A 25,776-nucleotide genomic window follows, 5' to 3' on the forward strand; every position below is an offset into this window, starting at 1 on the left:
AACATGGTTGTCACCCTGATTCACCCAATCGCGATGGACGACGGTCTGCGTTTCGCAATCCGTGAAGGCGGCCGTACTGTAGGCGCTGGTGTTGTTGCTAAAGTTATCGCTTAATCGCGAATAATTTTTCGACACAAAAAGGGCACTTCGGTGCCCTTTTTTTATGCAATTTGTTCAAATCTTAATTGAAATAAAAACCATTCCTATTTAGACTCAATGCATTGGTTAAGAAGTGAGTCTCTCTATGTATGTATGTCTGTGTAATGCGGTGACTGACAAAGCGATCCGTAATGCGGTGCGTCAGCACAATCCCCATACCATGAAGCAGCTGCGTGAACTTGTGCCGATTGGTACCGATTGTGGAAAGTGCATTCGTCAGGCAAGACAGATTATGGTGGAGGAACGCGGAACTATCATCCCAATGCATGAAGTTGCCTAACAAAGGGTAAGGTTATTTTTGACTCTTGGCTTACAGGTTCTACACTTTTAGAACTGGCCAGGAGGAGTTACCTATGAAAGGCGATACAAAGATCATTGCTCACCTCAACAAGCTGCTCGGCAACGAGCTGGTTGCCATCAATCAATATTTCCTGCACGCCCGCATGTTCAAGAATTGGGGCTTAATGCGCCTCAACGACAAGGAATACCACGAGTCGATCGACGAAATGAAGCATGCCGATCGCTACATCGAGCGTATCCTGTTCCTGGAAGGGCTCCCTAACCTGCAGGATCTCGGCAAGCTGAACATCGGCGAAGACATTGAAGAGATGCTGCGTTCCGATCTGGCGCTGGAGCTGGCAGGCGCTAAAAACCTGCGTGAAGGTATCGCCTATGCCGACTCGATTCATGATTACGTCAGCCGCGATTTGATGATCGATATCCTGGCCGATGAAGAAGAGCATATCGACTGGCTGGAAACCGAGCTGGATCTGATCGCTCGCCTCGGTATTCAAAACTATGCCCAGGCCCAGGTTCTAGAGCGCAAAGAGTAAGCCTGTCTTCCGTTCGTCATCGTCTCTCCTGCCGGCGACCGTTTTTACGGTGGGGCAGGGGAGCTTCCCCGCCAAGCATAATTCATACCCTGTTAGCCGTCCTCATCTCGCGACTGCCGCTGAACGCGCAAAAATGACGATTTCCTGAGCATATTTCCAACTGCGGCTTGCTTCCTGGGCCATTTTGCGTATAATGCGCGGGCTTACCTAATCTTGGTAAGCCTGATTTTAGCGAATCAGTCGATTGGCAGGCCTTTTTTGCCTTTCGAACAATACTCCCGATATGGGGGTTATATGTTGACGATTACACTCCCCCATCAATCGAAATGGGTGTGAGGAGTAATTATTTACGTTTATAAATAATTGGAGCTCTGGTCTCATGCAGAACCAAAGAATCCGTATCCGCCTGAAAGCGTTTGATCATCGTCTGATCGATCAATCAACCGCGGAAATCGTCGAGACTGCAAAGCGCACTGGTGCGCAAGTCCGTGGTCCGATCCCGCTGCCAACTCGCAAAGAGCGCTTTACCGTTCTGATCTCTCCACACGTCAACAAAGACGCGCGCGATCAGTACGAGATTCGCACTCACAAGCGTCTGGTTGACATCGTTGAGCCAACCGAGAAAACCGTTGATGCTCTGATGCGTCTGGATCTGGCTGCCGGTGTAGACGTGCAGATCAGCCTGGGTTAATCAGGTCATTGAGCGATTGAGAGGTTGAAACAATGATTGGTTTAGTCGGTAAAAAAGTGGGTATGACCCGTATCTTCACTGAAGATGGCGTTTCTATCCCAGTAACCGTAATTGAAATTGAAGCGAACCGCGTGACTCAGGTTAAAAGCCTGGACACCGACGGTTACCGTGCCGTTCAGGTTACCACTGGTAGCAAAAAAGCTAACCGTGTAACCAAGCCGGAAGCGGGCCATTTCGCTAAAGCTGGCGTTGAAGCTGGCCGTGGTCTGTGGGAATTCCGCCTGGAAGAAGGTCAAGAATTCGCTGCAGGTCAGGAAATTAGCGTAGAAATCTTCGCTGACGTTAAAAAAGTCGATGTTACCGGTACTTCTAAAGGTAAAGGTTTTGCTGGCACTGTTAAGCGCTGGAACTTCCGTACCCAAGACGCTACCCACGGTAACTCCTTGTCTCACCGCGTTCCGGGTTCTATCGGTCAGAACCAGACTCCGGGCAAAGTGTTCAAAGGCAAGAAAATGGCTGGCCACCTGGGTGATGAGCGCGTAACCGTTCAAAGCCTGGACGTAGTACGTGTTGACGCTGAGCGCAACCTGCTGCTGGTTAAGGGTGCTGTACCGGGCGCAACCGGTGGCAACCTGATCGTTAAACCAGCTGTGAAGGCGTAAGGGGATAGCAATGGAATTAGTATTGAAAGACGCGCAAAGCGCGCTGACTGTTTCCGAAACTACCTTCGGTCGTGATTTCAACGAAGCGCTGGTACACCAGGTTGTTGTTGCTTATGCAGCAGGTGCCCGTCAAGGTACTCGTGCTCAGAAGACCCGTGCTGAAGTAACTGGTTCCGGCAAAAAGCCATGGCGTCAGAAAGGCACCGGCCGTGCGCGTTCAGGTTCTGTAAAGAGCCCGATCTGGCGTTCAGGCGGCGTGACCTTTGCTGCTAAGCCACAGGACCACAGTCAGAAAGTAAACAAAAAGATGTACCGCGGCGCGCTGAAAAGCATCCTGTCCGAACTGGTACGTCAAGATCGTCTGATCGTTGTCGAGAAGTTCTCTGTAGAAGCGCCTAAAACTAAGCTGCTGGCACAGAAACTGAAAGATATGGCTCTGGAAGACGTGCTGATCGTGACCGGTGAACTGGATGAGAATCTGTTCCTGGCAGCTCGCAACCTGTACAAGGTTGACGTGCGCGATGTAGCAGGTATCGATCCGGTTAGCCTGATCGCCTTCGACAAAGTGGTTATGACTGCTGATGCTGTGAAGCAAGTTGAGGAGATGCTGGCATGATCCGTGAAGAACGTTTGCTGAAAGTGCTGCGTGCACCGCACGTATCTGAAAAAGCATCCGCTGCGATGGAAAAAAGCAACACCATCGTTCTCAAAGTTGCCAAAGACGCGACCAAAGCAGAAATCAAAGCTGCAGTGCAGAAACTGTTTGAAGTCGAAGTCAAAGACGTGAACACCCTGGTAGTTAAAGGGAAAGTGAAGCGTCACGGTCAGCGTGTTGGTCGTCGTAGCGACTGGAAAAAAGCTTACGTCACCCTGAAAGAAGGCCAGAATCTGGACTTCATCGGCGGCGCAGAGTAAGTCGGAGGAGTAAGAACAATGGCAATTGTTAAATGTAAACCTACATCTCCGGGTCGTCGCCACGTTGTTAAAGTGGTTAACCCTGAGCTGCACAAGGGTAAACCTTATGCCCCGCTGCTGGAAAAACTGAGCAAAAGCGGTGGTCGTAACAACAATGGCCGTATCACCACCCGTCATATCGGTGGTGGCCACAAGCAACATTATCGTCTGGTTGACTTCAAGCGCAACAAAGACGGTATCCCTGCTGTGGTTGAGCGTCTGGAGTACGATCCGAACCGTTCCGCGAACATCGCGCTGGTTCTGTACAAAGACGGCGAACGCCGTTACATCCTGGCGCCGAAAGGCCTGAAAGCTGGTGACCAGATTCAATCTGGCGTTGATGCTGCAATCAAAGCGGGTAACACCCTGCCGATGCGCAACATTCCAGTTGGTTCAACGGTTCACAACGTAGAAATGAAACCAGGTAAAGGCGGCCAGATGGCTCGCTCCGCTGGCGCCTACGTTCAGATCGTTGCTCGTGATGGTTCCTACGTAACTCTGCGTCTGCGCTCCGGCGAAATGCGTAAAGTTCCAGCTGATTGCCGCGCCACCCTGGGTGAAGTCGGTAACGCTGAACACATGCTTCGCGTTCTGGGTAAAGCAGGTGCTGCACGTTGGCGTGGTGTTCGTCCTACCGTTCGCGGTACGGCGATGAACCCGGTAGATCACCCGCACGGTGGTGGTGAAGGTCGTAACTTTGGTAAGCACCCGGTAACTCCGTGGGGCGTTCAGACCAAAGGTAAGAAGACCCGTAGCAACAAGCGTACTGATAAGTTCATCGTACGTCGCCGTAGCAAAAAATAATTAGAGGATAAGCCATGCCACGTTCTCTCAAGAAAGGTCCTTTTATTGACCTGCACTTGCTGAAGAAGGTAGAGAAAGCGGTGGAAAGCGGTGACAAGAAGCCTTTGCGCACTTGGTCCCGTCGTTCAACGATCTTTCCTAACATGATCGGTTTGACCATCGCTGTCCATAATGGTCGTCAGCACGTACCAGTGTTCGTTTCCGATGAAATGGTCGGTCACAAACTGGGTGAATTCGCGCCGACTCGTACTTATCGCGGCCATGCGGCTGATAAAAAAGCTAAAAAGCGCTAAGGTAGGAGGAAGAGATGGAAACTATCGCTAAACATCGCCACGCTCGTTCTTCTGCTCAGAAGGTTCGCCTTGTTGCTGACCTGATTCGCGGTAAGAAAGTGTCGCAAGCTCTGGAAACTCTGACCTACACCAACAAGAAAGCTGCTGGTCTGGTTAAGAAAGTGCTGGAGTCTGCCATTGCTAACGCAGAACACAACGATGGCGCTGACATCGATGATCTGAAAGTTACGAAAATCTTCGTAGACGAAGGCCCAAGCATGAAGCGCATTATGCCGCGTGCAAAAGGTCGTGCAGATCGCATCCTGAAGCGCACCAGCCACATTACTGTGGTTGTGTCCGATCGCTGAGACTCTGGAGACTAGCAATGGGTCAGAAAGTACATCCTAATGGTATTCGCCTGGGTATTGTCAAACCTTGGAACTCTACTTGGTATGCGAATACCAAAGAATTCGCTGACAACCTGGACAGCGACTTTAAAGTTCGTCAATTCCTGACTAAGGAACTGTCGAAAGCTTCCGTTTCTCGCATCGTTATCGAGCGTCCTGCGAAGAGCATCCGTGTGACCATTCACACTGCTCGCCCAGGCATCGTTATCGGCAAGAAAGGTGAAGACGTCGAAAAACTGCGCAAGGTCGTAGCGGACATCGCTGGCGTTCCTGCACAGATCAACATCGCCGAAGTCCGTAAACCGGAACTCGACGCTAAATTGGTTGCTGACAGCATCACTTCTCAGCTGGAACGTCGCGTTATGTTCCGTCGTGCTATGAAGCGTGCAGTACAGAACGCAATGCGTCTTGGCGCTAAAGGTATCAAAGTTGAAGTAAGCGGCCGTCTTGGCGGCGCTGAAATCGCACGTACCGAATGGTACCGCGAAGGTCGTGTTCCATTGCACACTCTGCGTGCGGACATCGACTACAACACATCTGAAGCGCACACCACTTATGGTGTAATCGGCGTTAAGGTATGGATCTTCAAAGGTGAGATCCTGGGTGGTATGGCTGCAGTTGAACAACCGGAACCGGCTGCTCAACCTAAAAAGCAGCAGCGTAAAGGCCGCAAGTAAGGAGAGTCGCTGATGTTACAACCAAAGCGTACAAAATTCCGTAAGGTGCACAAGGGCCGCAACCGTGGTCTGGCGCAAGGTACGGATGTTAGCTTCGGCACTTTCGGTCTGAAAGCTGTTGGCCGTGGCCGTCTGACTGCTCGTCAAATCGAAGCAGCTCGTCGTGCAATGACTCGTGCAGTTAAGCGTCAAGGCAAGATCTGGATCCGTGTATTCCCGGACAAACCGATCACCGAGAAGCCGCTGGAAGTGCGTATGGGTAAAGGTAAGGGTAACGTGGAGTATTGGGTTGCCCTGATCCAGCCTGGTAAGGTCCTGTACGAAATGGACGGCGTGCCAGAAGAGGTTGCCCGCGAGGCATTCAAACTGGCAGCAGCGAAACTGCCGATCAAAACCACCTTTGTAACTAAGACGGTGATGTAATGAAAGCACAAGAGCTGCGTGAAAAAAGCGTTGAAGAGCTGAATGCCGAGCTGCTCAACCTGCTGCGTGAGCAATTCAACTTGCGCATGCAGGCGGCCAGTGGCCAGCTGCAACAAACTCACCTGTTGAAACAAGTGCGTCGTGACGTCGCACGCGTTAAGACTTTACTGACTCAAAAGGCGGGTGTGTAAATGACTGAAGTTATCCGTACCCTGCAGGGTCGTGTTGTTAGCGATAAAATGGAGAAATCCATCGTTGTTGCTATCGAGCGTACTGTGAAGCACCCGATCTACGGGAAATTCATCAAACGTACGACCAAGCTGCACGTACATGACGAGAACAACGAATGTGGTACCGGCGACGTGGTGGAAATCCGCGAATGCCGCCCACTGTCCAAGACTAAGTCCTGGACGTTGGTTCGCGTTGTAGAGAAAGCGATTCTGTAATAGAGTAGCTGGCTCTCACTTAATAAACGGCTCAGAAAATGAGCCGTTTATTTTTTCTACCCATACCAAGTAAGCGGTGTTATAATGCTGCGCCCTCGGTTATGGGGCTTTTCAACGGCCTAATTTTTACTTGGGTCTTTAAAGTAGTAGTTGACATTAGCGGAGCACTAAAATGATCCAAGAACAGACTATGCTGAACGTCGCCGACAACTCCGGTGCACGTCGCGTAATGTGTATCAAGGTTCTAGGTGGCTCGCACCGTCGCTACGCAGGCGTCGGCGACATCATCAAAATTACCATCAAGGAAGCAATTCCTCGCGGTAAGGTGAAGAAAGGCGATGTTCTGAAGGCGGTAGTGGTGCGCACCAAGAAGGGTGTACGTCGCCCGGACGGTTCTGTCATTCGCTTCGATGGCAATGCATGCGTTATTTTGAACAATAACAGCGAGCAGACTATCGGTACGCGTATTTTTGGGCCGGTAACTCGTGAACTGCGTAATGAGAAGTTCATGAAAATTATCTCTCTGGCACCAGAAGTACTCTAAGGAGCGAACATGGCAGCGAAGATCCGTCGTGATGACGAAGTTATCGTGATTACCGGGAAAGACAAAGGTAAGCGCGGTAAAGTAAAAAATGTCCTGTCTGCTGGCAAGGTCATTGTTGAAGGCATCAACCTGGTTAAGAAACACCAGAAGCCGGTTCCGGCTCTGAACCAACCAGGCGGCATTGTTGAAAAAGAAGCTGCAATTCAGGTTTCTAACATTGCTATCTTCAACGCGGCTACCGGCAAGGCTGACCGTGTAGGCTTTAGATTCGAAGAGGGCAAAAAAGTCCGTTTCTTCAAGTCTAACAGCGAAACTATCAAGTAATTTGGAGTAATACGATGGCGAAACTGCATGATTACTACAAAGACGAGGTAGTCAAACAACTGATGTCTCAGTTTGATTACAACTCTGTCATGCAAGTCCCTCGGGTCGAGAAGATCACCCTGAACATGGGTGTTGGTGAAGCGATTGCTGACAAGAAACTGCTGGATAACGCCGCAGCGGACCTGGCAGCCATCTCCGGTCAAAAACCGTTGATCACCAAAGCCCGCAAATCTGTTGCAGGCTTCAAAATCCGTCAGGGCTATCCGATCGGCTGTAAAGTAACTCTGCGTGGCGAACGCATGTGGGAGTTCTTTGAGCGCCTGATCTCCATTGCTGTTCCACGTATCCGTGACTTCCGTGGCCTGTCCGCCAAGTCATTCGATGGTCGTGGCAACTACAGCATGGGCGTGCGTGAGCAAATCATCTTCCCAGAAATCGACTACGACAAAGTCGATCGCGTTCGTGGTTTGGATATTACCATTACCACTACTGCGAAATCTGATGATGAAGGCCGCGCGCTGCTGGCTGCTTTTAACTTCCCGTTCCGCAAGTAAGGCAGGGTTACTGATGGCTAAGCAATCAATGAAAGCACGCGAAGTCAAGCGCGTGAAATTAGCTGACAAGTTCTTTGCAAAACGCGTTGAACTGAAAGCTATTATCTCTGATGTGAACGCGTCCGATGAAGATCGTTGGGATGCCGTTCTCAAGCTGCAAACTCTGCCGCGTGATTCCAGCCCGTCTCGTCAGCGTAAACGCTGCCGCCAAACTGGCCGTCCACATGGTTATGTGGGCAAATTCGGGTTGAGCCGTATTAAGCTTCGTGAAGCCGCTATGCGCGGTGAAGTACCAGGCTTGAAAAAGGCTAGCTGGTAATTACCAATTGAATCACGGGAGTAAAGACAGATGAGCATGCAAGATCCGATCGCGGATATGCTGACCCGTATCCGTAACGGTCAAGCCGCGAACAAAGTTGCGGTCACCATGCCTTCCTCCAAGCTGAAAGTGGCAATTGCCAACGTGCTGAAGGAAGAAGGTTTTATTGAAGATTTCAAAATCGAAGGCGACGCCAAGCCTGTTCTGGAACTGGTACTGAAGTACTTCCAGGGCAAAGCTGTGGTAGAAAGCATTCAACGTATCAGCCGTCCAGGTCTGCGCATCTACAAGAAAAAAGATGAGCTGCCAAAAGTTATGGCCGGTTTGGGTATCGCTGTTGTTTCTACCTCTAAAGGTGTTATGACCGATCGTGCAGCTCGCCAGGCTGGTCTTGGTGGCGAGATTATCTGCTACGTAGCTTAATTCGGGAGGAAAGAATGTCTCGTGTTGCAAAAGCACCCGTCGTCATTCCTGCCGGCGTAGAGGTAAAACTCAACGGTCAGGTTATTTCGATTAAGGGTAAAAACGGCGAGTTGACTCGTACTATCCACGACGCCGTTGAAGTGAAGCAAGAAGCTAACGCACTGACTTTCGCTCCGCGCGAAGGTTTTGCTAACGCATGGGCTCAAGCGGGTACCACGCGCGCTCTGCTGAACGCAATGGTTGTTGGTGTTACCGAAGGCTTCACCAAAAAGCTTCAACTGGTAGGTGTTGGTTATCGTGCTGCCGTTAAAGGCAACGTGGTGAATTTGGCCCTGGGCTTCTCTCACCCTATCGATCACCAGCTGCCGGCAGGTATCACTGCTGAATGCCCAAGCCAAACTGAAATCGTGCTGAAAGGCGCTGATAAGCAGGTTATTGGCCAGGTAGCAGCAGATCTGCGCGCTTACCGTCGTCCTGAGCCTTACAAAGGTAAAGGTGTTCGTTACGCCGACGAAGTCGTGCGTACCAAAGAGGCTAAGAAGAAGTAAGGTAACACTATGGATAAGAAATCTGCTCGTATCCGTCGTGCGACCCGCGCACGCCGCAAGCTCCAAGAGCTGGGTGCAACCCGCCTGGTGGTACATCGTACCCCGCGTCACATTTACGCACAGGTGATTGCTCCAAACGGTTCTGAAGTACTGGTAGCCGCTTCTACTTTAGAAAAAGCTATCGCGGAGCAACTGAAGTATTCCGGTAACAAAGACGCAGCAGCAGCCGTAGGTAAAGCTCTGGCTGAGCGCGCGTTGGAAAAAGGGATTGCGAAAGTATCCTTTGACCGTTCCGGTTTCCAATATCATGGTCGAGTCCAGGCACTGGCAGATGCTGCCCGTGAAGCTGGCCTTCAGTTCTAAGGAAGAGGTTTAAGATGGCTCACATCGAAAAACAAGCTGGCGAACTGCAGGAAAAGCTGATCGCGGTAAACCGCGTATCTAAAACCGTAAAAGGTGGCCGTATTTTCAGCTTTACCGCACTGACTGTAGTTGGTGATGGTAACGGTCGCGTTGGTTTTGGCTACGGCAAAGCACGCGAAGTTCCAGCAGCGATCCAGAAAGCGATGGAAAAAGCCCGTCGCAACATGATGAACGTCGCGCTGAACAGCGGCACCCTGCAGCACCCTGTTAAGGGCGCTCACACGGGTTCTCGCGTGTTCATGCAGCCTGCTCATGAAGGTACCGGTATCATCGCGGGTGGTGCAATGCGCGCCGTTCTCGAAGTTGCTGGGGTGCACAACGTATTGGCTAAAGCTTATGGTTCCACCAACCCGATCAACGTGGTTCGTGCAACTATCGACGCTCTGGCGAATATGAAGTCTCCTGAAATGGTCGCTGCTAAGCGTGGTAAATCCGTTGCCGACATTCTGGGGTAATTGACCATGGCTAAGACTATTAAAGTTACACAAACTCGCAGCTCAATTGGCCGTCTGCCGAAGCATAAAGCTACTCTGCTCGGTCTGGGTCTGCGTCGTATTGGTCACACCGTAGAGCGCGAGGATACTCCTGCTGTTCGCGGTATGGTCAACCTGGTTTCCTACATGGTTAAAGTTGAGGAGTAACAGATGCGTTTAAATACTCTGTCTCCGGCTGAAGGTGCCAAGCATGCGCCTAAGCGTGTAGGTCGTGGTATTGGTTCTGGCCTGGGTAAAACCGGCGGCCGTGGTCACAAAGGTCAGAAGTCTCGTTCTGGCGGTGGCGTACGTCGTGGTTTCGAAGGTGGTCAGATGCCTCTGTACCGTCGTCTGCCGAAATTCGGCTTCACTTCACGCAAAGCGATGATCACGGCAGAAGTTCGTCTGTCTGAACTGGCTCTGGTTGAAGGCGATGTTATCGACCTGAACGCGCTGAAAGCCGCTAACGTAGTTGGTGTCCAGATCGAATTCGCGAAAGTTGTACTTTCTGGCGAAGTCGCTCGTCCGGTAACCCTGCGTGGTCTGCGTGTCACCAAAGGCGCTCGTGCTGCTATCGAGGCTGCTGGCGGTAAAATTGAGGAATAAGTAGCAGATGGCTAAGCAACCAGGATTAGATTTTCAAAGTGCTAAAGGCGGGCTCGGCGAGCTGAAGCGCAGACTTTTGTTTGTAATCGGCGCGCTGATTGTCTTCCGTATCGGCTCTTTCATTCCGATTCCTGGTATCGATGCCACTGTGCTTGCCAAATTGCTTGAGCAGCAGAGAGGCACTATCATTGAAATGTTTAACATGTTCTCTGGTGGTGCCCTCAGCCGTGCTTCTATCTTTGCTCTGGGGATCATGCCGTATATCTCGGCGTCGATCATTATCCAGCTGCTGACGGTGGTTCATCCAGCGTTGGCCGAAATCAAGAAAGAAGGGGAGGCTGGCCGTCGCAAGATTAGCCAGTACACCCGTTACGGTACGCTGGTATTGGCCATATTCCAGTCGATCGGTATTGCTACCGGTCTGCCGAATATGCCTGGTATGCAGGGCCTGGTGTTAAACCCAGGCTTTGCATTCTACTTTACTGCGGTTGTGAGCCTGGTGACCGGGACAATGTTCCTGATGTGGCTGGGTGAGCAGATTACTGAGCGCGGTATCGGCAACGGTATCTCGATCATTATCTTCGCGGGTATTGTAGCGGGACTCCCGCCGGCAGTGGCCCATACTATCGAGCAAGCGCGGCAAGGCGACCTGCACTTCCTCCTGCTGCTGTTGGTTGCAGTATTGGTGTTTGCAGTAACCTTCTTCGTTGTTTTCATCGAGCGTGGTCAACGTCGTATCGTCGTTAACTATGCGAAGCGTCAACAAGGTCGTCGTGTTTATGCAGCACAGAGTACACACTTACCGTTGAAAGTGAACATGGCGGGTGTTATCCCGGCGATTTTCGCTTCCAGCATTATTCTGTTCCCGGCCACGATTGCATCATGGTTTGGGGGCGGTACCGGTTGGAACTGGCTGACTACGATTTCGCTGTATTTGCAGCCAGGGCAACCGCTTTATGTGTTACTCTATGCGTCTGCAATCATCTTCTTCTGTTTCTTCTACACGGCGTTGGTCTTCAACCCGCGTGAGACAGCAGATAACCTGAAGAAGTCCGGTGCCTTCGTACCAGGAATTCGTCCGGGAGAGCAAACGGCGAAGTATATCGATAAAGTAATGACGCGTTTAACCCTGGTGGGCGCGATGTACATTACTTTCATCTGCCTGATCCCGGAGTTCATGCGTGATGCAATGAAAGTACCATTCTACTTTGGTGGTACCTCGCTACTGATCGTGGTTGTCGTCATCATGGACTTTATGGCTCAAGTGCAAACTCTGATGATGTCAAGTCAGTACGAGTCTGCATTGAAGAAAGCAAATCTGAAAGGCTATAACCGCTAGTCAGATTCGTTTGAGAAGTTACGGAGAGTAAAAATGAAAGTTCGTGCTTCCGTCAAGAAATTATGTCGTAACTGCAAAATCGTTAAGCGTAACGGTGTCGTTCGTGTGATTTGCAGCGCCGAGCCGAAGCATAAACAGCGTCAAGGCTGATTATCTCGCATATTTTTCTTGCAAAGTTGGGTTGAGCTGGCTAGATTAGCCAGCCAATCTTTTGTATGTCGCACTGCAACATTATTTGAGTATCCTGAAAACGGGCTTTTCAGAATGGTGTTGCTGTATAAAATAGTAGGAGTGCATAGTGGCCCGTATAGCAGGCATTAACATTCCTGATCATAAACATACCGTTATCGCCTTAACGTCGATCTTCGGTATCGGTAAAACCCGTTCACAGGCTATCTGTGCATCCACGGGTATTGCTGAAAATGTTAAGATCAGTGAGCTGTCTGAAGAGCAAATCGAAAAGCTTCGTGATGCAGTTGCCAAATACACCGTTGAGGGTGATTTGCGTCGTGAAATTACCCTGAGCATCAAGCGTCTTATGGACCTTGGTTGCTATCGTGGTTTGCGTCATCGTCGTGGTCTGCCGGTACGCGGTCAGCGCACCAAGACCAACGCTCGTACCCGTAAGGGTCCGCGCAAGCCGATCAAGAAATAATCGGGGTTATTGAATAATGGCAAAGGCACCTGTTCGTACACGTAAGCGTGTAAGAAAGCAAGTCTCTGACGGCGTGGCTCATATCCATGCTTCTTTCAACAACACCATCGTTACCATCACTGATCGTCAGGGTAATGCTTTGGGTTGGGCAACAGCCGGTGGTTCCGGTTTCCGTGGTTCTCGTAAGTCCACTCCGTTCGCAGCACAGGTTGCAGCAGAACGTTGTGCTGACGCAGTAAAAGAATACGGTATCAAGAACCTGGAAGTTATGGTTAAAGGACCTGGTCCTGGTCGTGAGTCTACTATCCGCGCTCTGAACGCGGCTGGTTTCCGCATCACTAATATTACTGATGTGACTCCGATCCCTCATAACGGTTGTCGTCCGCCGAAAAAGCGCCGCGTGTAACGCAGCTTTTAGGATTGTTGGAGAAACAAAATGGCAAGATATTTGGGTCCTAAGCTCAAGCTGAGCCGTCGTGAGGGCACAGACCTGTTCCTTAAGTCTGGCGTTCGCGCGATCGATTCCAAGTGTAAAATTGAACAAGCACCTGGTCAGCACGGTGCGCGTAAACCGCGTCTGTCTGATTACGGTGTTCAGTTGCGTGAGAAGCAGAAAGTTCGCCGTATGTACGGCATTCTGGAGCGTCAATTCCGTAACTATTACAAAGAAGCAACCCGCCTGAAGGGCAACACCGGTGAAACCCTGTTGCAGCTGCTGGAAGGTCGTCTGGACAACGTTGTTTACCGTATGGGCTTCGGCGCTACTCGTGCAGAGTCACGTCAGCTGGTTAGCCACAAAGCAGTTATGGTAAACGGTCACGTTGTTAACATCGCTTCTTATCAGGTATCTCCGAATGACGTAGTCAGCATCCGCGAGAAAGCTAAAAAGCAGTCTCGTGTTAAAGCTTCTCTGGAGCTGGCTGAGCAGCGTGAAAAGCCGACTTGGCTGGAAGTTGATGCTGCTAAGATGGAAGGCGTGTTCAAGCGTATGCCTGAACGTACCGATCTGTCTGCGGACATTAACGAACACCTGATCGTCGAGCTTTACTCCAAGTAAAGCTTAGTACCAAAGAGAGGACACAATGCAGGGTTCTGTGACAGAGTTTCTAAAACCGCGCCTGGTAGATATCGAGCAAGTCAGTTCGACGCACGCCAAGGTGACCCTTGAGCCTTTAGAGCGTGGCTTTGGCCATACTCTTGGAAACGCACTGCGCCGTATTCTGCTTTCATCTATGCCGGGTTGCGCGGTGACCGAGGTTGAGATTGATGGTGTACTGCATGAGTACAGCACCAAAGAAGGCGTACAGGAAGATATCCTGGAGATCCTGCTCAACCTGAAAGGGCTGGCGGTGAGAGTTCAAGGCAAAGACGAAGTTATTCTTACCCTGAATAAATCTGGCATTGGCCCTGTGACCGCTGCCGACATCACCCATGATGGTGATGTCGAAATCGTCAAGCCTCAGCACGTGATTTGCCACCTGACTGATGAGAACGCGGCTATCAGCATGCGTATCAAAGTTCAGCGCGGTCGCGGTTATGTGCCGGCTTCTGCCCGAATTCATTCGGAAGAAGATGAGCGCCCAATCGGTCGTCTGTTGGTTGACGCCTGCTACAGCCCTGTAGAGCGTATCGCCTACAATGTTGAAGCTGCGCGTGTAGAACAGCGTACTGACTTGGATAAGCTGGTCATCGAGATGGAGACCAATGGCACGATCGATCCTGAAGAGGCGATCCGCCGTGCGGCCACCATTCTGGCTGAACAACTTGAAGCTTTCGTTGACCTGCGTGATGTACGTCAGCCGGAAGTTAAAGAAGAGAAACCAGAGTTCGATCCGATCTTGCTGCGCCCTGTTGACGATCTGGAATTGACTGTCCGCTCTGCTAACTGCCTCAAGGCAGAAGCTATCCACTACATCGGTGATCTGGTACAGCGTACCGAGGTTGAGTTGCTGAAAACGCCAAACCTGGGTAAAAAATCTCTTACCGAGATTAAAGACGTGCTGGCCTCACGTGGTCTGTCTCTGGGCATGCGCCTGGAAAACTGGCCGCCGGCAAGCATTGCTGACGAGTAACCGGATCACAGGTTAAGGTTTTACTGAGAAGGATAAGGTCATGCGCCATCGTAAGAGTGGTCGTCAACTGAACCGTAACAGCAGCCATCGCCAGGCTATGTTCCGTAACATGGCCGGCTCTTTGGTTCGTCATGAGATCATCAAGACGACCCTGCCAAAAGCAAAAGAGCTGCGTCGCGTTGTTGAGCCGCTGATTACTCTTGCCAAGACCGACAGCGTAGCTAATCGTCGTCTGGCATTCGCCCGTACTCGTGATAACGAGATCGTGGCAAAACTGTTTAACGAGCTGGGCCCGCGTTTCGCGAGCCGTGCCGGTGGTTACACTCGCATTCTGAAGTGTGGCTTCCGCGCAGGCGACAACGCGCCGATGGCATACATCGAGCTGGTTGATCGTGCTGAGTCTCAAGCAGAAGTAGCAACTGCAGAGTAATCTGTAGACGCGTAAAAAAACCGGGCTTGCCCGGTTTTTTTACGTCCAAACCCAGCCAAATGTGCGTAATTCTCCCGCTGCGCTTAAGATCCCCGCCCCTATCCGCTATGCTAAGGCTTCATCATTAGGCTTACCGAGGCTGTCTGTCATGGGGTTGCTCGATCAATGGGCGGAACGTCATATCCTTGATGCCCAGGATAAAGGCGAGTTCGACAATCTGCCCGGCCAGGGCCAACCGTTGACGCTGGAAGATGACAGCGCGGTGCCGGCTGAGCTACGCGCCGGTTACCGTCTGCTGAAAAATGCCGGTTACCTTCCACCGGAGTTGGAAGATCGCAAAGAGGCGTTGACCGTTGCTCGCTTGCTGCAAGGGATTAGCAGTGAGCATCCGGATTATGTCGAACTCAGTAAACGCATGGCGCTGCTGGAGCATCGATTACGTCAGGCTGGGATGAGTACGGATTTCTTGCATGGCGAATATCAGCGTGCATTGGATGGCAAATTCACCCGGGAGGAGAAGTAATGTTCAAGATAGGTCAGTTGGCCAAGCTTGCCGAAGTGACGCCGGATACCGTGCGTTACTATGAAAAGCAGGGCATGATGGATCACAATGTCCGCACCGAAGGCGGCTATCGGTTGTATACCGAGCAGGATCTGCAGCGGCTGCGCTTCATTCGCTATGCCAAGCAGCTGGGGTTTACTCTGGAAACGATCGCCGAGCTGCTGTCGATCCGCGTCGATCCTGAGCATCATACCTGCCAAGAGTCGAAGTCGATCGTCGATGCGCGGCTGAGCGAAGTGGAAAGCAAGTTGGCGGAGCTGACTCGTATGCGCGAATCGCTGAAGCGGCTGAGTGATGCCTGCTGCGGCACTGCCCATACCAGCAATTATTGCTCTATTCTGGAAGCCTTGGAACAGGGTGCCAGCGATGAAAAAGGCAAAAAAGGTTGCTGACGGCACTTTAATTTTTATACCGCCGGCAGTATTATCGCCCCGTTTTATTACCCCACCTTTTACAGGAGCATTATCATGACGAAATATCGTCACACTAAAGGTCAGATTCAAGATAACGCCATTGAGGCGCTGCTGCATGATCCGCTATTCCGTCAACGAGTAGAAAAGAATGTGAAAGGCAAAGGCAGCTATCGGCGTAAAGAAAAACACAACAAAGGCGGTAACTGGGAGGCCAGTGGTAAACGATCAAACGATAAGTTACCACTGGCCTTCTGGTTTTAAGGCATTAAAAAAGCCACCTTCGTCAGGTGGCTTTTTATTGGCGTAACCAAACGCTGTTTTACAGTTTTGGCTGTTGTTGCTGGCTCAGCAGGTCACGGATTTCCGTCAGCAGTTTCTCTTCTGCGGTAGGTGCTGGCGGCGCTGCCGGAGCTTCTTCCTGCTTGCGGCGCATTTTGTTCATCAATTTAATCGCCAGGAAGATGGCGAAGGCGACAATCACGAAGTCGAATACGGTTTGAATGAATGAACCGTAGTTCATTACCACCGCCGGGACGGCGCCCTGAGCTTCACGTAAAACCAGATGGAACTGTTTAAAGTCGACGCCGCCGATCAGTAGGCCCAGAGGTGGCATGATGATATCGGCCACGAAGGACGAAACAATCTTGCCGAATGCAGCACCGATAATCACACCGACGGCCAAATCGACCACGTTGCCACGCATGGCAAATTCGCGAAACTCTTTCAACATACTCATAGAACGCACCCCTTGCAGAATTAATAACTCAAGTTTAACAAAGCAATTTCCCTTTGCCACAAAAGGAGAGAAGTTTTATCTCCCCCAAGGCAGAGAACAACTACGCGATTATAGACCATCGCCTAATAAATTCGTTCTACAAGAAGAACGGGCTCGGTTGGAACAAGCGTTCAACGTCCGGCACGAATTTCTTGTCGGTAATAAACATGATGACGTGATCGCCCTGTTCGATTTTGCTGTTGCCATTGGCGATGATAACGTCGTCGCCACGCACGATCGCACCGATGGTGGTACCTGGTGGCAGCTTGATGTCTTCGACGATGCGGCCGACCACTTTGGACGTGCTTTCATCACCGTGGGCAATCGCTTCGATCGCTTCCGCCACGCCGCGGCGCAGTGACGAAACGCTGACGATATCCGCTTTGCGCACGTGCCCCAACAGGGCGGAGATGGTCGCCTGTTGGGGGGAAATGGCAATATCGATCACGCTGCCTTGCACCAGATCGACATAGGCGCGGCGCTGGATCAATACCATTACCTTCTTGGCGCCCATGCGCTTGGCCAGCATGGCGGACATGATGTTGGCCTCATCGTCGTTGGTGATAGCGATGAAGACATCCACTTGCTCGACGTGCTCTTCGGCCAGCAGCTCCTGGTCGGAGGCATCGCCGTAGAACACGATGGTATCGTGCAGCTGCTCGGCCAGTTCGGCGGCGCGTTGCTGGTTTCGCTCGATAAGTTTGACGTTGTAGTCTTTTTCCAGCTTGGCGGCCAGGCCGGCGCCGACGTTGCCGCCACCGACGATCATGATGCGCTTATACGGTTTTTCCAGCCGCTGCAGTTCGCTCATCACCGCGCGGATGTGTTGTGATGCGGCGACGAAGAAGACTTCATCACCGGCTTCGATAATGGTCGAGCCTTGCGGCCTGATCGGTCTGTCCTGGCGGAAAATTGCGGCGACGCGGGTGTCGATATGTGGCATGTGTTCGCGCATCGAAGAGAGCGCATTGCCGACCAGCGGGCCACCGTAATAGGCTTTAACCGCGGCGATGCTGACCTTGCCTTCGGCGAAATTGACCACCTGCAACGCGCCGGGGTACTCAATCAGCTTGTAGATATAGTCTATGACCAACTGTTCCGGTGAAATCAGATGGTCGATCGGCACCGCTTCCGGCAGGAACAGTTTCTCCGACTCGCGGATATATTCCGGCGCGCGGATACGGGCGATACGGTTGGGGGTATTAAACAGAGAATAGGCGATCTGGCAGGCGATCATGTTGGTTTCGTCGGAGTTGGTGACGGCGACCAGCATGTCGGCGTCTTCCGCGCCGGCTTCGCGCAGCACTCGAGGGTGAGAGCCGTGCCCCTGAACCACGCGCAGATCGAATTTATCCTGCAGCTGACGCAGACGACCGGAATCGGTATCGACGACGGTGATATCGTTGTTTTCACCCACCAGGTTTTCCGCCAGCGTCCCGCCAACCTGACCGGCACCAAGAATAATTATTTTCATCGTGTTCTCTGCTTCACACTGAAAGACTTAGGGCGCGCGTGCACGCCCCGAAGCATTACATTTTAATCAGCTTAGCGTAAAAGAAGCCATCGCCGTCCTCGGGATGCGGGATATTCTGCCGCCCAGGCCGCTGCGCATCGCCGGTTTCAACCAGCTTGGCATCGGCGTGGCGCTGCAAGAACGCGGCGATCTGGCTGCTGTTTTCATCCGGCAGGATAGAGCAGGTCGCGTAAACCATCACGCCACCCGATTTCAGATGGGGCCAGACGGCTTCCAGGATGTCGGCCTGCAGCGCGGCGAGTTCGGCGATGTCGCGATCGCGGCGCAGCCATTTGATGTCGGGATGACGGCGGATCACGCCGGTGGCGGAACAAGGTGCGTCCAGCAGGATCCGGTCGAACTGCTTGTCACCGCACCATTGCTGCGGGGTGCGGCCATCACCCAGCTTAACTTCGGCATGCAAACGCAGGCGCTGCAGGTTTTCTTTCACCCGCGCCAGGCGCTGTTCGTCGATATCGACCGCCATGACATGCGCTTTCGGTGCCGCTTCCAGAATATGCGTGGTTTTGCCGCCGGGCGCGGCGCATAAATCGAGGATCTGTTCACCGTCTTGCGGATCCAATAGATCGACACAGCCCTGGGCTGAGGCATCTTGCACGGTGACCCAGCCGTCGGCGAACCCAGGCAGATCGGTCACGGCGCAAGGCGCCAGCAAACGCACTGCATCGGTATAGTCTGCGTGAGGTTCTGCGGCGATGCCGGCGTCGGTCAACAACTGCAGATAAGCTTCCCGAGTGTGATGCAGGCGGTTGACGCGCAGCCACATCGGTGGCTTCTGGTTATTGGCGTCGACGATCTGTTCCCAGTTGGCGGGATAGGCTTGTTGAAGGCGTTTCAGCAACCAGCTTGGGTGCAGATAGCGGCTGTCATTGTTGGCGGCGCGCTGCAGCAGCTCTTCCTGCTGGCGCTGGAATTGCCGCAAGACGCCGTTAATCAGGCCTTTCAACTGCGGGCGTTTCAGCGCTACCGCGCCCTCCACGGTTTCTGCCAATACGGCGTGCGCCGGGATACGGGTATACAGCAGCTGATACAGGCCGACCATCAGCAAATAGTGCAGTGTACGCTGCTTGCCGGTTAGCGGCTTGGCCATCAATTGCTGAATGCACCATTCGAGCTGCGGCAGCACGCGCAGCGTGCCGAAACACAGTTCCTGCAGCAACCCGCGATCTTTATCGCTGATGGTGGTTTGGAGCGCCGGCAGGACGGTGCTGAGCGACTGCCCTTGATCCAGCACCTGGCCGATGGCTTTGGCAGCGATGCTGCGGAGATTGTAATTATTTTTCATAGGCTGAAGCTGATAACGATCGGCATTAAGAAAATAACGGCCCGGCGATGAACGGCCGGGCAGTGGGGTGACTTACAGCCGGTTACCCGGGGTAAACCATTCACGACGTGAATTTAAAAGGTCTTGCGCCGACATCGGTTTCTTGCCGGCGGGCTGCAGTTGGATCAGATTGAGGATGCCGTCGGCGGTCGCCACCTGAATGCCGTGCTTGTCGGCATGGACAACGGTGCCTGGCTCCGCGTTGGTGCTTTGCGTCAGTACGCTGGCTTGCCACACTTTTACCGGTTGATCGTCGATGGTGAAGTAGCTGACCGGCCAAGGGTTGAAGGCGCGGATACAACGCTCCAACTGAGCGGCGGACAGATTCCAGTCCAGACGGGCTTCTTCTTTGCTCAGCTTCTCTGCGTAGGTGACCAGCGCTTCGTCCTGCACTTCGCGGGTGGCGCTGCCGTCTGCCATTTGGCGCAGCGTAGTCAGCATGCCCTGCGGGCCGAGCTGTGCCAGCTTGTCGTAGAGACTGGCGCTGGTATCGCTGCTCTCAATCGGGCAGGCAATCTTGTGCATCATGTCGCCAGTATCGAGACCGACGTCCATCTGCATGATGGTCACGCCGGTTTCGCTGTCGCCGGCCCAGAGCGAACGCTGGATCGGTGCCGCGCCGCGCCAGCGAGGCAGCAGCGAGCCATGTACGTTGATGCAACCGAGACGCGGCATATCCAGCACCGCCTGCGGCAGGATCAGCCCGTAGGCAACCACCACCATCACGTCGGCGTGGAGATCGGCCACCAGGCGTTGGTTTTCTTCGGGGCGCAGCGATTTGGGCTGGAAGACCGGCAGTTGGTGTTGTTCAGCCAGCACTTTGACCGGGCTTGGCGTCAGCTTGTTGCCGCGGCCTGCCGGGCGGTCGGGCTGAGTAAAAACGCCGACAATCTGGTGCTCAGATGACAACAGCGCGTCAAGATGACGCGCTGCGAAGTCTGGTGTTCCGGCGAAAATAATCCGTAAAGAGTCAGACACGTTGATTTCCTGATCGGTTAGGCGCGGGCTTGAAGCTTGGCCATTTTTTCCAGTTTCTGACGAATGCGCTGACGCTTGAGCGGCGACAGGTAATCGACGAACAGTTTACCCATCAGGTGATCCATCTCGTGCTGGATGCAGATCGCCAACAGATCGTCCGCTTCCAGCTCGAAAGGTTTGCCTTCGCGATCCAGCGCGCGGATCTTCACCTGCGCGGCACGGGGTACCAACGCACGCTGTTCGGGAATGGAAAGACAGCCTTCCTCGATGCCGGTTTCGCCGCTTTTTTCCAGCAGTTCCGGGTTGATCAGCACCAGGCGCTGATCGCGATTCTCGGAGACGTCGATCACGATAATGCGCTGATGGATATCCACCTGAGTCGCAGCCAGGCCAATGCCTTCCTCTGCGTACATGGTTTCAAACATATCATCCACGATGCGCTGGATATCTGCATTGACTTCTTTTACCGGCGCTGCGACTTTGCGCAGACGCTCGTCTGGGAAATGTAATACCTGCAAGACTGACATATATCTTTAGATCTGTATCCGAGTAATGAACGAGGTTTAACCTCTATTCTAGACATTTCCCGGCCTGATTGACAGCATTGCGCACCAATTGCTCAGATTGGTAATACCACCGTTTTTGCTGAGGGAACAGACGATGCGGCCGGAAGAGATCGCTTTACGGATGCGAGGGGTAACGGGGCTGCAGACCGTTGTGGCCAGCCGGCTCGTGCGGCAGCTATCGCAAATGGGGTGCGAGCCTCGCCGCGTGCTGCATGAGCTAGGGTTGGACGAACGGCAGCAGACGCAGTTCAACCAGGTGGATCCCGGTTATCTGGCCGCGACCCTGCGTTGGCTGGAGGAGCCGGCGCACCGTATGCTGAACTACGGAGCGGCCGGTTATCCGGAACGCCTGGCCCAGATCGACGATGCGCCGCTGTTTCTGCTGATCGAGGGCGATCCTCAGGCGTTGCTGCGCCCGCAGCTCGCCATGGTTGGCAGCCGGCAGTTCAGCCACTACGGTGAGCGTTGGGCCAATTATTTCGCCGAGGAATTGGCGCGTTGCGGTTTCACCATCACCAGCGGTTTGGCGATCGGCATCGACGGCATTTGCCATCGCGCAGCGCTGGCGGTCGGGGGTTGCACGGTAGCGGTGCTGGGCAGCGGACTGGCCAATGTTTATCCACGCCGGCACCGCAGGCTCGCGGAGCATATTGTCGAGCAGGGCGGCGCGGTGATTTCAGATCATTTGGTCACTGATTTACCTCTGGCCGACCATTTTCCGCGCCGTAACCGTATTATCAGCGGGCTGAGCCAGGGCGTTCTGGTCATAGAAGCCTCGTTGCGCAGCGGTACTCTGGTGACGGCTCGCTATGCGCTGGAGCAGGGGCGTGAAGTGTTCGCCTTGCCGGGGCCGTTAGGGAACCCGATGAGCGAGGGGACACATTGGCTGATCCAACAGGGCGCGCACCTGGTCACCGGGCCTAAAGATATCGCAGAATTGCTGGGAAGCGGCCTTCACTGGCTGCCACTGAACGAAAATACAACTATTTGTGCGTCGCAGGCTGAAGTTGAATTGCCATTTGCCGATGTGTTGGCTAACGTAGGAGATGAGGTGACACCTGTTGACGTCGTCGCTGAACGTGCCGGCCAACCTGTGCCAGTGGTGGTAATCAAGTTACTCGAACTGGAGTTAGCAGGTTGGATCGCAGCTGTACCCGGCGGCTATGTCCGAATAAGGAGGGCAAGCCATGTTCGACGTACTCATGTACTTGTTTGAAACTTATATCCACAATGAACCAGAGATGCGCGTCGATCAGGATCAACTGACTGATGATCTCGCTCAGGCGGGGTTTCATCGGGATGATATCTACAACGCGTTGAATTGGCTTGAGAAGTTGGCTGACCTGCAAGAAGGTCAAAATGCGCCTTACTTTATGGATGCCGATCCGCTGGCGATGCGGATCTACACCGAAGAGGAAAGCGCGCGTTTGGACGCCGGCTGCCGTGGTTTTCTCCTGTTCCTGGAACAGATTCAGGTATTGAACCTCGAAACCCGTGAAATGGTTATCGACCGCGTTATGGCCTTGGATAATGCGGAATTCGATCTCGAAGATCTGAAATGGGTCGTGTTGATGGTGCTGTTTAATATCCCCGGATATGAAAGCGCCTATCAGCAAATGGAAGAACTGTTGTTTGAAGTGAACGAAGGTTATCTGCATTGAGCCGATAACGCGCATAGAAGACGTTATGACAAAAAACGCGATTTTTGCCGCCAGGCAAAATGAACCCTGTCCGGAATGCGGGGCCGAGTTGGTGATCCGTAGCGGTCGCCATGGCCCCTTCCTCGGTTGTTCCCAGTACCCTGAATGCCAATATATTCGCCCGCTGAAAGCGCAGGCCGACGGGCATATCGTCAAGGTGCTGGATGGGCAACAGTGCCCGAAGTGCCAGGCGACGTTGGTGCTGCGCCAGGGGCGCTATGGCATGTTTATCGGTTGCAGCGATTATCCGCAGTGCGATCACACTGAAGTGATCGATAAGCCTGACGAAACCGCCATTACCTGTCCGCAGTGCGGTCAGGGCAAACTGCTGCAGCGTAAATCGCGCTATGGCAAGGTTTTTCACTCCTGCGATCGTTACCCGGAATGCCAATTTGCCCTCAATGTTAAACCCGTCGCCGGTGAATGTGCCTATTGCCATTATCCGCTGCTGATGGAAAAGCGCACGGCAAAAGGCCCCGTCCTGTGCTGTGCCAGCAAGCTGTGCGGAAAACCCGTCGCGACTACAGAATAATCACATCATGAACTCAGAATTAAGCCCGAACCTTGTATCTATCATCGATGCTTTGCATCAACAGCAGGTGATTGCCTATCCTACCGAAGCGGTATTCGGCCTGGGGTGCGATCCCGACAGCGAACAGGCGGTCAATGCGCTGCTGGCGTTGAAACAGCGGCCGTGGGAAAAGGGGCTGATTCTGATCGCCGCCGACTATGCGCAGCTTAAGCCTTATATCGACGACAGTGCGCTCAGCGAACAGCAGCGCGCGACGATGTTCGCCAGCTGGCCTGGGCCGGTAACCTGGGTGTTGCCTGCTCGCCCGGAGACGCCACGTTTACTGACCGGGCGTTTCAGCTCGCTGGCGGTGCGCGTTAGCGATCACCCGTTGGTGCAGCGGCTGTGTCGGCAGTACGGTAAGCCACTGGTATCGACCAGTGCCAATCTCAGTGGGTTGGAGCCGTGCCGCAGTGCGGATGAAGTCACACGACAATTCGGCACTGCTTTCCCGGTATTGGCCGGCGAGGTGGGTGGCCGTCTTAATCCTTCCGAAATCAGAGATGCTCTGACCGGCGAACAGATCCGTCAGGGCTAGAGGTAATGGGCATGGAGAAGTTTGCGGTATTTGGCAACCCTATTGGTCACAGCAAGTCGCCGCGAATTCATGCGCTGTTCGCTGCCCAGACTGGCATTGAGCATCCTTATGGAGCGGTGTTGGCGCCGTTGGACAGTTTTGAAACCAGCCTGCAGGCGTTTATCCACGCCGGAGGGCTGGGCGCGAACGTCACGGTACCCTTCAAGGAGCGAGCTTATTCGGCCGCTTCTGAGCTGAGCGAGCGTGCAGCGATGGCCGGGGCGGTCAATACCCTGAAGGTATTGCCGAATGGCGGTCTATTGGGGGATAACACCGACGGCATCGGTTTGCTGACCGATCTGCAGCGTCAACAATTGATCCGGCCGCAGGATCGCATTCTGCTGGTGGGCGCCGGCGGCGCAGCGCGCGGTGTGATCCTACCGCTGCTGTCTTTCGGCTGCCGGCTCACGATCACCAACCGCACCTTCAGCCGGGCTCAAGAGTTGGCCCACGCTTTCCGGCATTTGGGGGAAATCTCGGCGGCGCCGATGGATCAACTGGATCAGCAAGCGTTCGATCTGGTGATCAATGCGACGGCGTCCGGCATCAGCGGGGAGATCCCGGCCTTGCCCGCGGGCGTAGTCAACGCGAAAACCCGTTGTTATGACATGTTCTATCAGCAGGGCGTCACGCCATTCCTGGCCTGGGCGCAGCAGCGGGGGGCAACGGAATATGCCGATGGGCTGGGTATGCTGGTGGGGCAGGCGGCGCATGCTTTCCTGCTTTGGCACGGAGTGATGCCAGAGATCGAGCCGGTATTGCGCCAGCTGCGCAGCGAGCTGGCGGCATAAATCCTACCCCGTTCTCTTTATAGGGAACGGGGCGCCCATCAGATATCTTCCGACAGGTATTCGTCTTTCCAGCGTACATAGTTGTTAGAAGAGTAAAGCAATCCCTCCAACTCGGCGGCGGTCAACGGCCGAACCTGGCGTGCCGGGCTGCCCATATAAAGATAGCCGCTCGCCAGGCGCTTGCCCGGCGCCACCAAACTGCCGGCACCAATCATTACGTCGTCTTCTACTACTACACCGTCCAACAGGATCGATCCCATACCGACCAGCACCCGGTTGCCGATGGCGCAGCCGTGCAGCATCGCTTTATGGCCCACGGTCACGTCTTCCCCAATCAGCAGGGGATAACCGTCTGGGTTGTGTTCGGAACGGTGAGTCACATGCAGTACGCTGCCGTCCTGAATATTGCTGCGCGCGCCGATCTTTACCGCATTGACGTCGCCGCGGATAGCGACCAGCGGCCAGATGCTGACGTCATCCGCCAGATCGACGTCGCCGATCACGACGCTGGAAGGATCGATCAAGACGCGCTGACCGAGTTTGGGGGTGTATTGAAGATAAGAACGTACTGCATCGGACATAATGCTGCCTCACGTCGGGATCATATTTACCGGCAATACTAGACTCTGGCGATGGAATTACAACCAACAGCAGCGCCGGATCCTGCGGAAAATGGCCCTGATCGCACAAGATCCACCCGGAAGGGCTGAAAAGTGTGCAAACAGAAAGAAAAGATCAAAAAAGGGGTTGTGCAAAAAACTCGGATCCCTATAATGCGCCTCCATCGACACGGCGCAAGTGATTCACTTCACACAGCGGCCGGGAAGAAAGAGAAAAAATCCTGAAAATTAGGGTTGACTCTGAAAGAGGAAAGCGTAATATACGCCACCTCGAGTTAGCAAGCGAAAGCGCCTAACTCACTGCTCTTTAACAATTTATCAGACAAT

The 25,776-nt window shown here is 53.3% G+C and carries 45 protein-coding genes; 39 read left to right on the forward strand and 6 right to left on the reverse strand.

Annotated features, from left to right (window positions below; genetic code table 11):
• The 34 genes from AC4PR2_RS24465 to AC4PR2_RS24630 form a co-directional block, all read left to right on the forward strand.
• On the forward strand, window positions 1-114 hold a 114-nt coding region (locus AC4PR2_RS24465), incomplete at its 5' end, for an EF-Tu C-terminal domain-related protein (RefSeq protein WP_455678424.1).
• Between the two features lie 130 nt (window positions 115-244).
• Window positions 245-439 (forward strand): bacterioferritin-associated ferredoxin, encoded by a 195-nt coding sequence (bfd, locus tag AC4PR2_RS24470; protein WP_015379266.1) that lies wholly within the window; start codon window positions 245-247, stop codon window positions 437-439.
• A gap of 73 nt (window positions 440-512) precedes the next feature.
• The gene (bfr, locus tag AC4PR2_RS24475) at window positions 513-992 is read left to right on the forward strand and encodes a bacterioferritin (protein ID WP_492175590.1); all 480 of its coding nucleotides are present in this window, start codon (window positions 513-515) and stop codon (window positions 990-992) included.
• 379 nt (window positions 993-1,371) lie between these two features.
• On the forward strand, window positions 1,372-1,683 hold the full coding sequence (gene rpsJ, locus AC4PR2_RS24480) for a 30S ribosomal protein S10 (protein WP_001181005.1): 312 nt from the start codon (window positions 1,372-1,374) through the stop codon (window positions 1,681-1,683).
• A gap of 32 nt (window positions 1,684-1,715) precedes the next feature.
• A complete protein-coding gene (gene rplC / locus AC4PR2_RS24485; RefSeq protein WP_015379265.1) occupies window positions 1,716-2,345 on the forward strand; it encodes a 50S ribosomal protein L3 in 630 nt (209 codons plus the stop codon).
• A gap of 10 nt (window positions 2,346-2,355) precedes the next feature.
• Window positions 2,356-2,961, forward strand: a complete 606-nt coding sequence (gene rplD, locus AC4PR2_RS24490; RefSeq protein ID WP_004929779.1) for a 50S ribosomal protein L4 — start codon at window positions 2,356-2,358, stop codon at window positions 2,959-2,961.
• Complete coding sequence (rplW, locus tag AC4PR2_RS24495) at window positions 2,958-3,260, forward strand: 50S ribosomal protein L23 (RefSeq protein ID WP_004929776.1); 303 nt, start codon at window positions 2,958-2,960, stop codon at window positions 3,258-3,260. The genes rplD and rplW overlap by 4 nt, the downstream gene beginning before the upstream one ends.
• Before the next feature lie 18 nt (window positions 3,261-3,278).
• Window positions 3,279-4,103 carry a 50S ribosomal protein L2 gene (gene rplB / locus AC4PR2_RS24500; protein ID WP_004929775.1) on the forward strand — a complete coding sequence of 275 codons (825 nt, stop codon included), beginning with the start codon at window positions 3,279-3,281 and terminating at the stop codon, window positions 4,101-4,103.
• A gap of 14 nt (window positions 4,104-4,117) precedes the next feature.
• Window positions 4,118-4,396 (forward strand): 30S ribosomal protein S19, encoded by a 279-nt coding sequence (gene rpsS, locus AC4PR2_RS24505; protein ID WP_004929772.1) that lies wholly within the window; start codon window positions 4,118-4,120, stop codon window positions 4,394-4,396.
• A gap of 14 nt (window positions 4,397-4,410) precedes the next feature.
• Window positions 4,411-4,743, forward strand: coding sequence for a 50S ribosomal protein L22 (rplV, locus tag AC4PR2_RS24510; protein WP_002223844.1), 333 nt, complete (start codon window positions 4,411-4,413; stop codon window positions 4,741-4,743).
• 17 nt (window positions 4,744-4,760) lie between these two features.
• Window positions 4,761-5,459: a 30S ribosomal protein S3 gene (gene rpsC / locus AC4PR2_RS24515; protein WP_004929766.1), complete on the forward strand. Its 699-nt coding sequence runs from the start codon at window positions 4,761-4,763 to the stop codon at window positions 5,457-5,459.
• 12 nt (window positions 5,460-5,471) lie between these two features.
• Window positions 5,472-5,882 (forward strand): 50S ribosomal protein L16, encoded by a 411-nt coding sequence (rplP, locus tag AC4PR2_RS24520; protein ID WP_004929764.1) that lies wholly within the window; start codon window positions 5,472-5,474, stop codon window positions 5,880-5,882.
• Window positions 5,882-6,073, forward strand: coding sequence for a 50S ribosomal protein L29 (rpmC, locus tag AC4PR2_RS24525; RefSeq protein WP_004929762.1), 192 nt, complete (start codon window positions 5,882-5,884; stop codon window positions 6,071-6,073). The genes rplP and rpmC overlap by 1 nt, the downstream gene beginning before the upstream one ends.
• Complete coding sequence (gene rpsQ / locus AC4PR2_RS24530) at window positions 6,074-6,328, forward strand: 30S ribosomal protein S17 (protein ID WP_004929760.1); 255 nt, start codon at window positions 6,074-6,076, stop codon at window positions 6,326-6,328.
• Between the two features lie 172 nt (window positions 6,329-6,500).
• Window positions 6,501-6,872, forward strand: a complete 372-nt coding sequence (rplN, locus tag AC4PR2_RS24535; RefSeq protein ID WP_492175591.1) for a 50S ribosomal protein L14 — start codon at window positions 6,501-6,503, stop codon at window positions 6,870-6,872.
• A 9-nt stretch (window positions 6,873-6,881) separates the two neighbouring features.
• Window positions 6,882-7,196 (forward strand): 50S ribosomal protein L24, encoded by a 315-nt coding sequence (gene rplX, locus AC4PR2_RS24540; protein WP_019456185.1) that lies wholly within the window; start codon window positions 6,882-6,884, stop codon window positions 7,194-7,196.
• Between the two features lie 14 nt (window positions 7,197-7,210).
• Window positions 7,211-7,750, forward strand: a complete 540-nt coding sequence (gene rplE / locus AC4PR2_RS24545; protein WP_004929756.1) for a 50S ribosomal protein L5 — start codon at window positions 7,211-7,213, stop codon at window positions 7,748-7,750.
• Between the two features lie 13 nt (window positions 7,751-7,763).
• Window positions 7,764-8,069, forward strand: coding sequence for a 30S ribosomal protein S14 (gene rpsN, locus AC4PR2_RS24550; protein WP_019456186.1), 306 nt, complete (start codon window positions 7,764-7,766; stop codon window positions 8,067-8,069).
• Between the two features lie 30 nt (window positions 8,070-8,099).
• Window positions 8,100-8,492 carry a 30S ribosomal protein S8 gene (gene rpsH, locus AC4PR2_RS24555; RefSeq protein ID WP_004929753.1) on the forward strand — a complete coding sequence of 131 codons (393 nt, stop codon included), beginning with the start codon at window positions 8,100-8,102 and terminating at the stop codon, window positions 8,490-8,492.
• A gap of 14 nt (window positions 8,493-8,506) precedes the next feature.
• Window positions 8,507-9,040: a 50S ribosomal protein L6 gene (gene rplF, locus AC4PR2_RS24560; RefSeq protein ID WP_004929751.1), complete on the forward strand. Its 534-nt coding sequence runs from the start codon at window positions 8,507-8,509 to the stop codon at window positions 9,038-9,040.
• Between the two features lie 9 nt (window positions 9,041-9,049).
• Window positions 9,050-9,403 carry a 50S ribosomal protein L18 gene (gene rplR, locus AC4PR2_RS24565; protein ID WP_004929748.1) on the forward strand — a complete coding sequence of 118 codons (354 nt, stop codon included), beginning with the start codon at window positions 9,050-9,052 and terminating at the stop codon, window positions 9,401-9,403.
• A gap of 14 nt (window positions 9,404-9,417) precedes the next feature.
• Window positions 9,418-9,918, forward strand: a complete 501-nt coding sequence (gene rpsE, locus AC4PR2_RS24570; protein WP_004929747.1) for a 30S ribosomal protein S5 — start codon at window positions 9,418-9,420, stop codon at window positions 9,916-9,918.
• A 6-nt stretch (window positions 9,919-9,924) separates the two neighbouring features.
• Complete coding sequence (rpmD, locus tag AC4PR2_RS24575) at window positions 9,925-10,104, forward strand: 50S ribosomal protein L30 (RefSeq protein WP_048232028.1); 180 nt, start codon at window positions 9,925-9,927, stop codon at window positions 10,102-10,104.
• Between the two features lie 3 nt (window positions 10,105-10,107).
• Complete coding sequence (gene rplO, locus AC4PR2_RS24580) at window positions 10,108-10,542, forward strand: 50S ribosomal protein L15 (protein WP_004929742.1); 435 nt, start codon at window positions 10,108-10,110, stop codon at window positions 10,540-10,542.
• Window positions 10,543-10,549: 7 nt separating this feature from the next.
• Window positions 10,550-11,881 carry a preprotein translocase subunit SecY gene (gene secY / locus AC4PR2_RS24585; protein ID WP_004929740.1) on the forward strand — a complete coding sequence of 444 codons (1,332 nt, stop codon included), beginning with the start codon at window positions 10,550-10,552 and terminating at the stop codon, window positions 11,879-11,881.
• A gap of 33 nt (window positions 11,882-11,914) precedes the next feature.
• Window positions 11,915-12,031: a 50S ribosomal protein L36 gene (rpmJ, locus tag AC4PR2_RS24590; RefSeq protein WP_002227352.1), complete on the forward strand. Its 117-nt coding sequence runs from the start codon at window positions 11,915-11,917 to the stop codon at window positions 12,029-12,031.
• A gap of 148 nt (window positions 12,032-12,179) precedes the next feature.
• Window positions 12,180-12,536 (forward strand): 30S ribosomal protein S13, encoded by a 357-nt coding sequence (rpsM, locus tag AC4PR2_RS24595; protein ID WP_004929734.1) that lies wholly within the window; start codon window positions 12,180-12,182, stop codon window positions 12,534-12,536.
• A 16-nt stretch (window positions 12,537-12,552) separates the two neighbouring features.
• On the forward strand, window positions 12,553-12,942 hold the full coding sequence (gene rpsK, locus AC4PR2_RS24600; RefSeq protein WP_004929731.1) for a 30S ribosomal protein S11: 390 nt from the start codon (window positions 12,553-12,555) through the stop codon (window positions 12,940-12,942).
• Window positions 12,943-12,972: 30 nt separating this feature from the next.
• A complete protein-coding gene (gene rpsD, locus AC4PR2_RS24605) occupies window positions 12,973-13,593 on the forward strand; it encodes a 30S ribosomal protein S4 (RefSeq protein WP_492175592.1) in 621 nt (206 codons plus the stop codon).
• A gap of 25 nt (window positions 13,594-13,618) precedes the next feature.
• Entirely contained in the window at window positions 13,619-14,608 is a 990-nt protein-coding gene (locus AC4PR2_RS24610) for a DNA-directed RNA polymerase subunit alpha (protein ID WP_002919219.1), read from the forward strand.
• Between the two features lie 40 nt (window positions 14,609-14,648).
• On the forward strand, window positions 14,649-15,038 hold the full coding sequence (rplQ, locus tag AC4PR2_RS24615; RefSeq protein ID WP_004929726.1) for a 50S ribosomal protein L17: 390 nt from the start codon (window positions 14,649-14,651) through the stop codon (window positions 15,036-15,038).
• A 148-nt stretch (window positions 15,039-15,186) separates the two neighbouring features.
• Window positions 15,187-15,561 carry a DnaJ family domain-containing protein gene (locus AC4PR2_RS24620; protein WP_047729714.1) on the forward strand — a complete coding sequence of 125 codons (375 nt, stop codon included), beginning with the start codon at window positions 15,187-15,189 and terminating at the stop codon, window positions 15,559-15,561.
• On the forward strand, window positions 15,561-15,992 hold the full coding sequence (gene zntR, locus AC4PR2_RS24625) for a Zn(2+)-responsive transcriptional regulator (RefSeq protein ID WP_033636251.1): 432 nt from the start codon (window positions 15,561-15,563) through the stop codon (window positions 15,990-15,992). Before AC4PR2_RS24620 ends, zntR begins: the two co-directional genes overlap by 1 nt.
• 75 nt (window positions 15,993-16,067) lie before the next feature.
• Window positions 16,068-16,274, forward strand: a complete 207-nt coding sequence (locus tag AC4PR2_RS24630) for an alternative ribosome-rescue factor A (RefSeq protein ID WP_142110613.1) — start codon at window positions 16,068-16,070, stop codon at window positions 16,272-16,274.
• Window positions 16,275-16,332: 58 nt separating this feature from the next.
• On the opposite strand, the gene mscL is transcribed toward AC4PR2_RS24630, so the two are convergent.
• The 5 genes from mscL to def all read right to left on the reverse strand — a co-directional run bounded on the left by mscL (window position 16,333) and on the right by def (window position 21,151).
• Window positions 16,333-16,749 carry a large-conductance mechanosensitive channel protein MscL gene (gene mscL / locus AC4PR2_RS24635; protein WP_025304493.1) on the reverse strand — a complete coding sequence of 139 codons (417 nt, stop codon included), beginning with the start codon at window positions 16,747-16,749 and terminating at the stop codon, window positions 16,333-16,335.
• A gap of 136 nt (window positions 16,750-16,885) precedes the next feature.
• Window positions 16,886-18,262, reverse strand: coding sequence for a Trk system potassium transporter TrkA (trkA, locus tag AC4PR2_RS24640; RefSeq protein ID WP_004929716.1), 1,377 nt, complete (start codon window positions 18,260-18,262; stop codon window positions 16,886-16,888).
• 55 nt (window positions 18,263-18,317) lie between these two features.
• Window positions 18,318-19,607: a 16S rRNA (cytosine(967)-C(5))-methyltransferase RsmB gene (gene rsmB, locus AC4PR2_RS24645; RefSeq protein WP_060424589.1), complete on the reverse strand. Its 1,290-nt coding sequence runs from the start codon at window positions 19,605-19,607 to the stop codon at window positions 18,318-18,320.
• 72 nt (window positions 19,608-19,679) lie between these two features.
• Window positions 19,680-20,624: a methionyl-tRNA formyltransferase gene (gene fmt / locus AC4PR2_RS24650; RefSeq protein ID WP_060424591.1), complete on the reverse strand. Its 945-nt coding sequence runs from the start codon at window positions 20,622-20,624 to the stop codon at window positions 19,680-19,682.
• Between the two features lie 17 nt (window positions 20,625-20,641).
• On the reverse strand, window positions 20,642-21,151 hold the full coding sequence (gene def / locus AC4PR2_RS24655) for a peptide deformylase (RefSeq protein WP_015379260.1): 510 nt from the start codon (window positions 21,149-21,151) through the stop codon (window positions 20,642-20,644).
• Between the two features lie 133 nt (window positions 21,152-21,284).
• Between def and dprA the strand changes: the two genes are divergently transcribed.
• The 5 genes from dprA to aroE are packed head-to-tail and all read left to right on the forward strand — an operon-like array spanning window position 21,285 to window position 24,829.
• A complete protein-coding gene (gene dprA / locus AC4PR2_RS24660; protein ID WP_060441500.1) occupies window positions 21,285-22,406 on the forward strand; it encodes a DNA-protecting protein DprA in 1,122 nt (373 codons plus the stop codon).
• Complete coding sequence (smg, locus tag AC4PR2_RS24665; protein ID WP_033650013.1) at window positions 22,378-22,851, forward strand: DUF494 family protein Smg; 474 nt, start codon at window positions 22,378-22,380, stop codon at window positions 22,849-22,851. Before dprA ends, smg begins: the two co-directional genes overlap by 29 nt.
• Before the next feature lie 25 nt (window positions 22,852-22,876).
• Window positions 22,877-23,422 (forward strand): DNA topoisomerase family protein, encoded by a 546-nt coding sequence (locus tag AC4PR2_RS24670; protein WP_019456195.1) that lies wholly within the window; start codon window positions 22,877-22,879, stop codon window positions 23,420-23,422.
• A 7-nt stretch (window positions 23,423-23,429) separates the two neighbouring features.
• The gene (gene tsaC / locus AC4PR2_RS24675; RefSeq protein WP_047729720.1) at window positions 23,430-23,999 is read left to right on the forward strand and encodes an L-threonylcarbamoyladenylate synthase type 1 TsaC; all 570 of its coding nucleotides are present in this window, start codon (window positions 23,430-23,432) and stop codon (window positions 23,997-23,999) included.
• A gap of 11 nt (window positions 24,000-24,010) precedes the next feature.
• Window positions 24,011-24,829, forward strand: a complete 819-nt coding sequence (gene aroE, locus AC4PR2_RS24680; protein WP_197804367.1) for a shikimate dehydrogenase — start codon at window positions 24,011-24,013, stop codon at window positions 24,827-24,829.
• A 38-nt stretch (window positions 24,830-24,867) separates the two neighbouring features.
• Here the strand turns inward: aroE and AC4PR2_RS24685 are convergent, their stop codons facing one another.
• On the reverse strand, window positions 24,868-25,410 hold the full coding sequence (locus AC4PR2_RS24685) for a gamma carbonic anhydrase family protein (RefSeq protein WP_004929699.1): 543 nt from the start codon (window positions 25,408-25,410) through the stop codon (window positions 24,868-24,870).
• Between the last annotated feature and the right edge of the window lie 366 nt (window positions 25,411-25,776).

Source organism: Serratia sp. A07 (genome assembly GCF_058725505.1).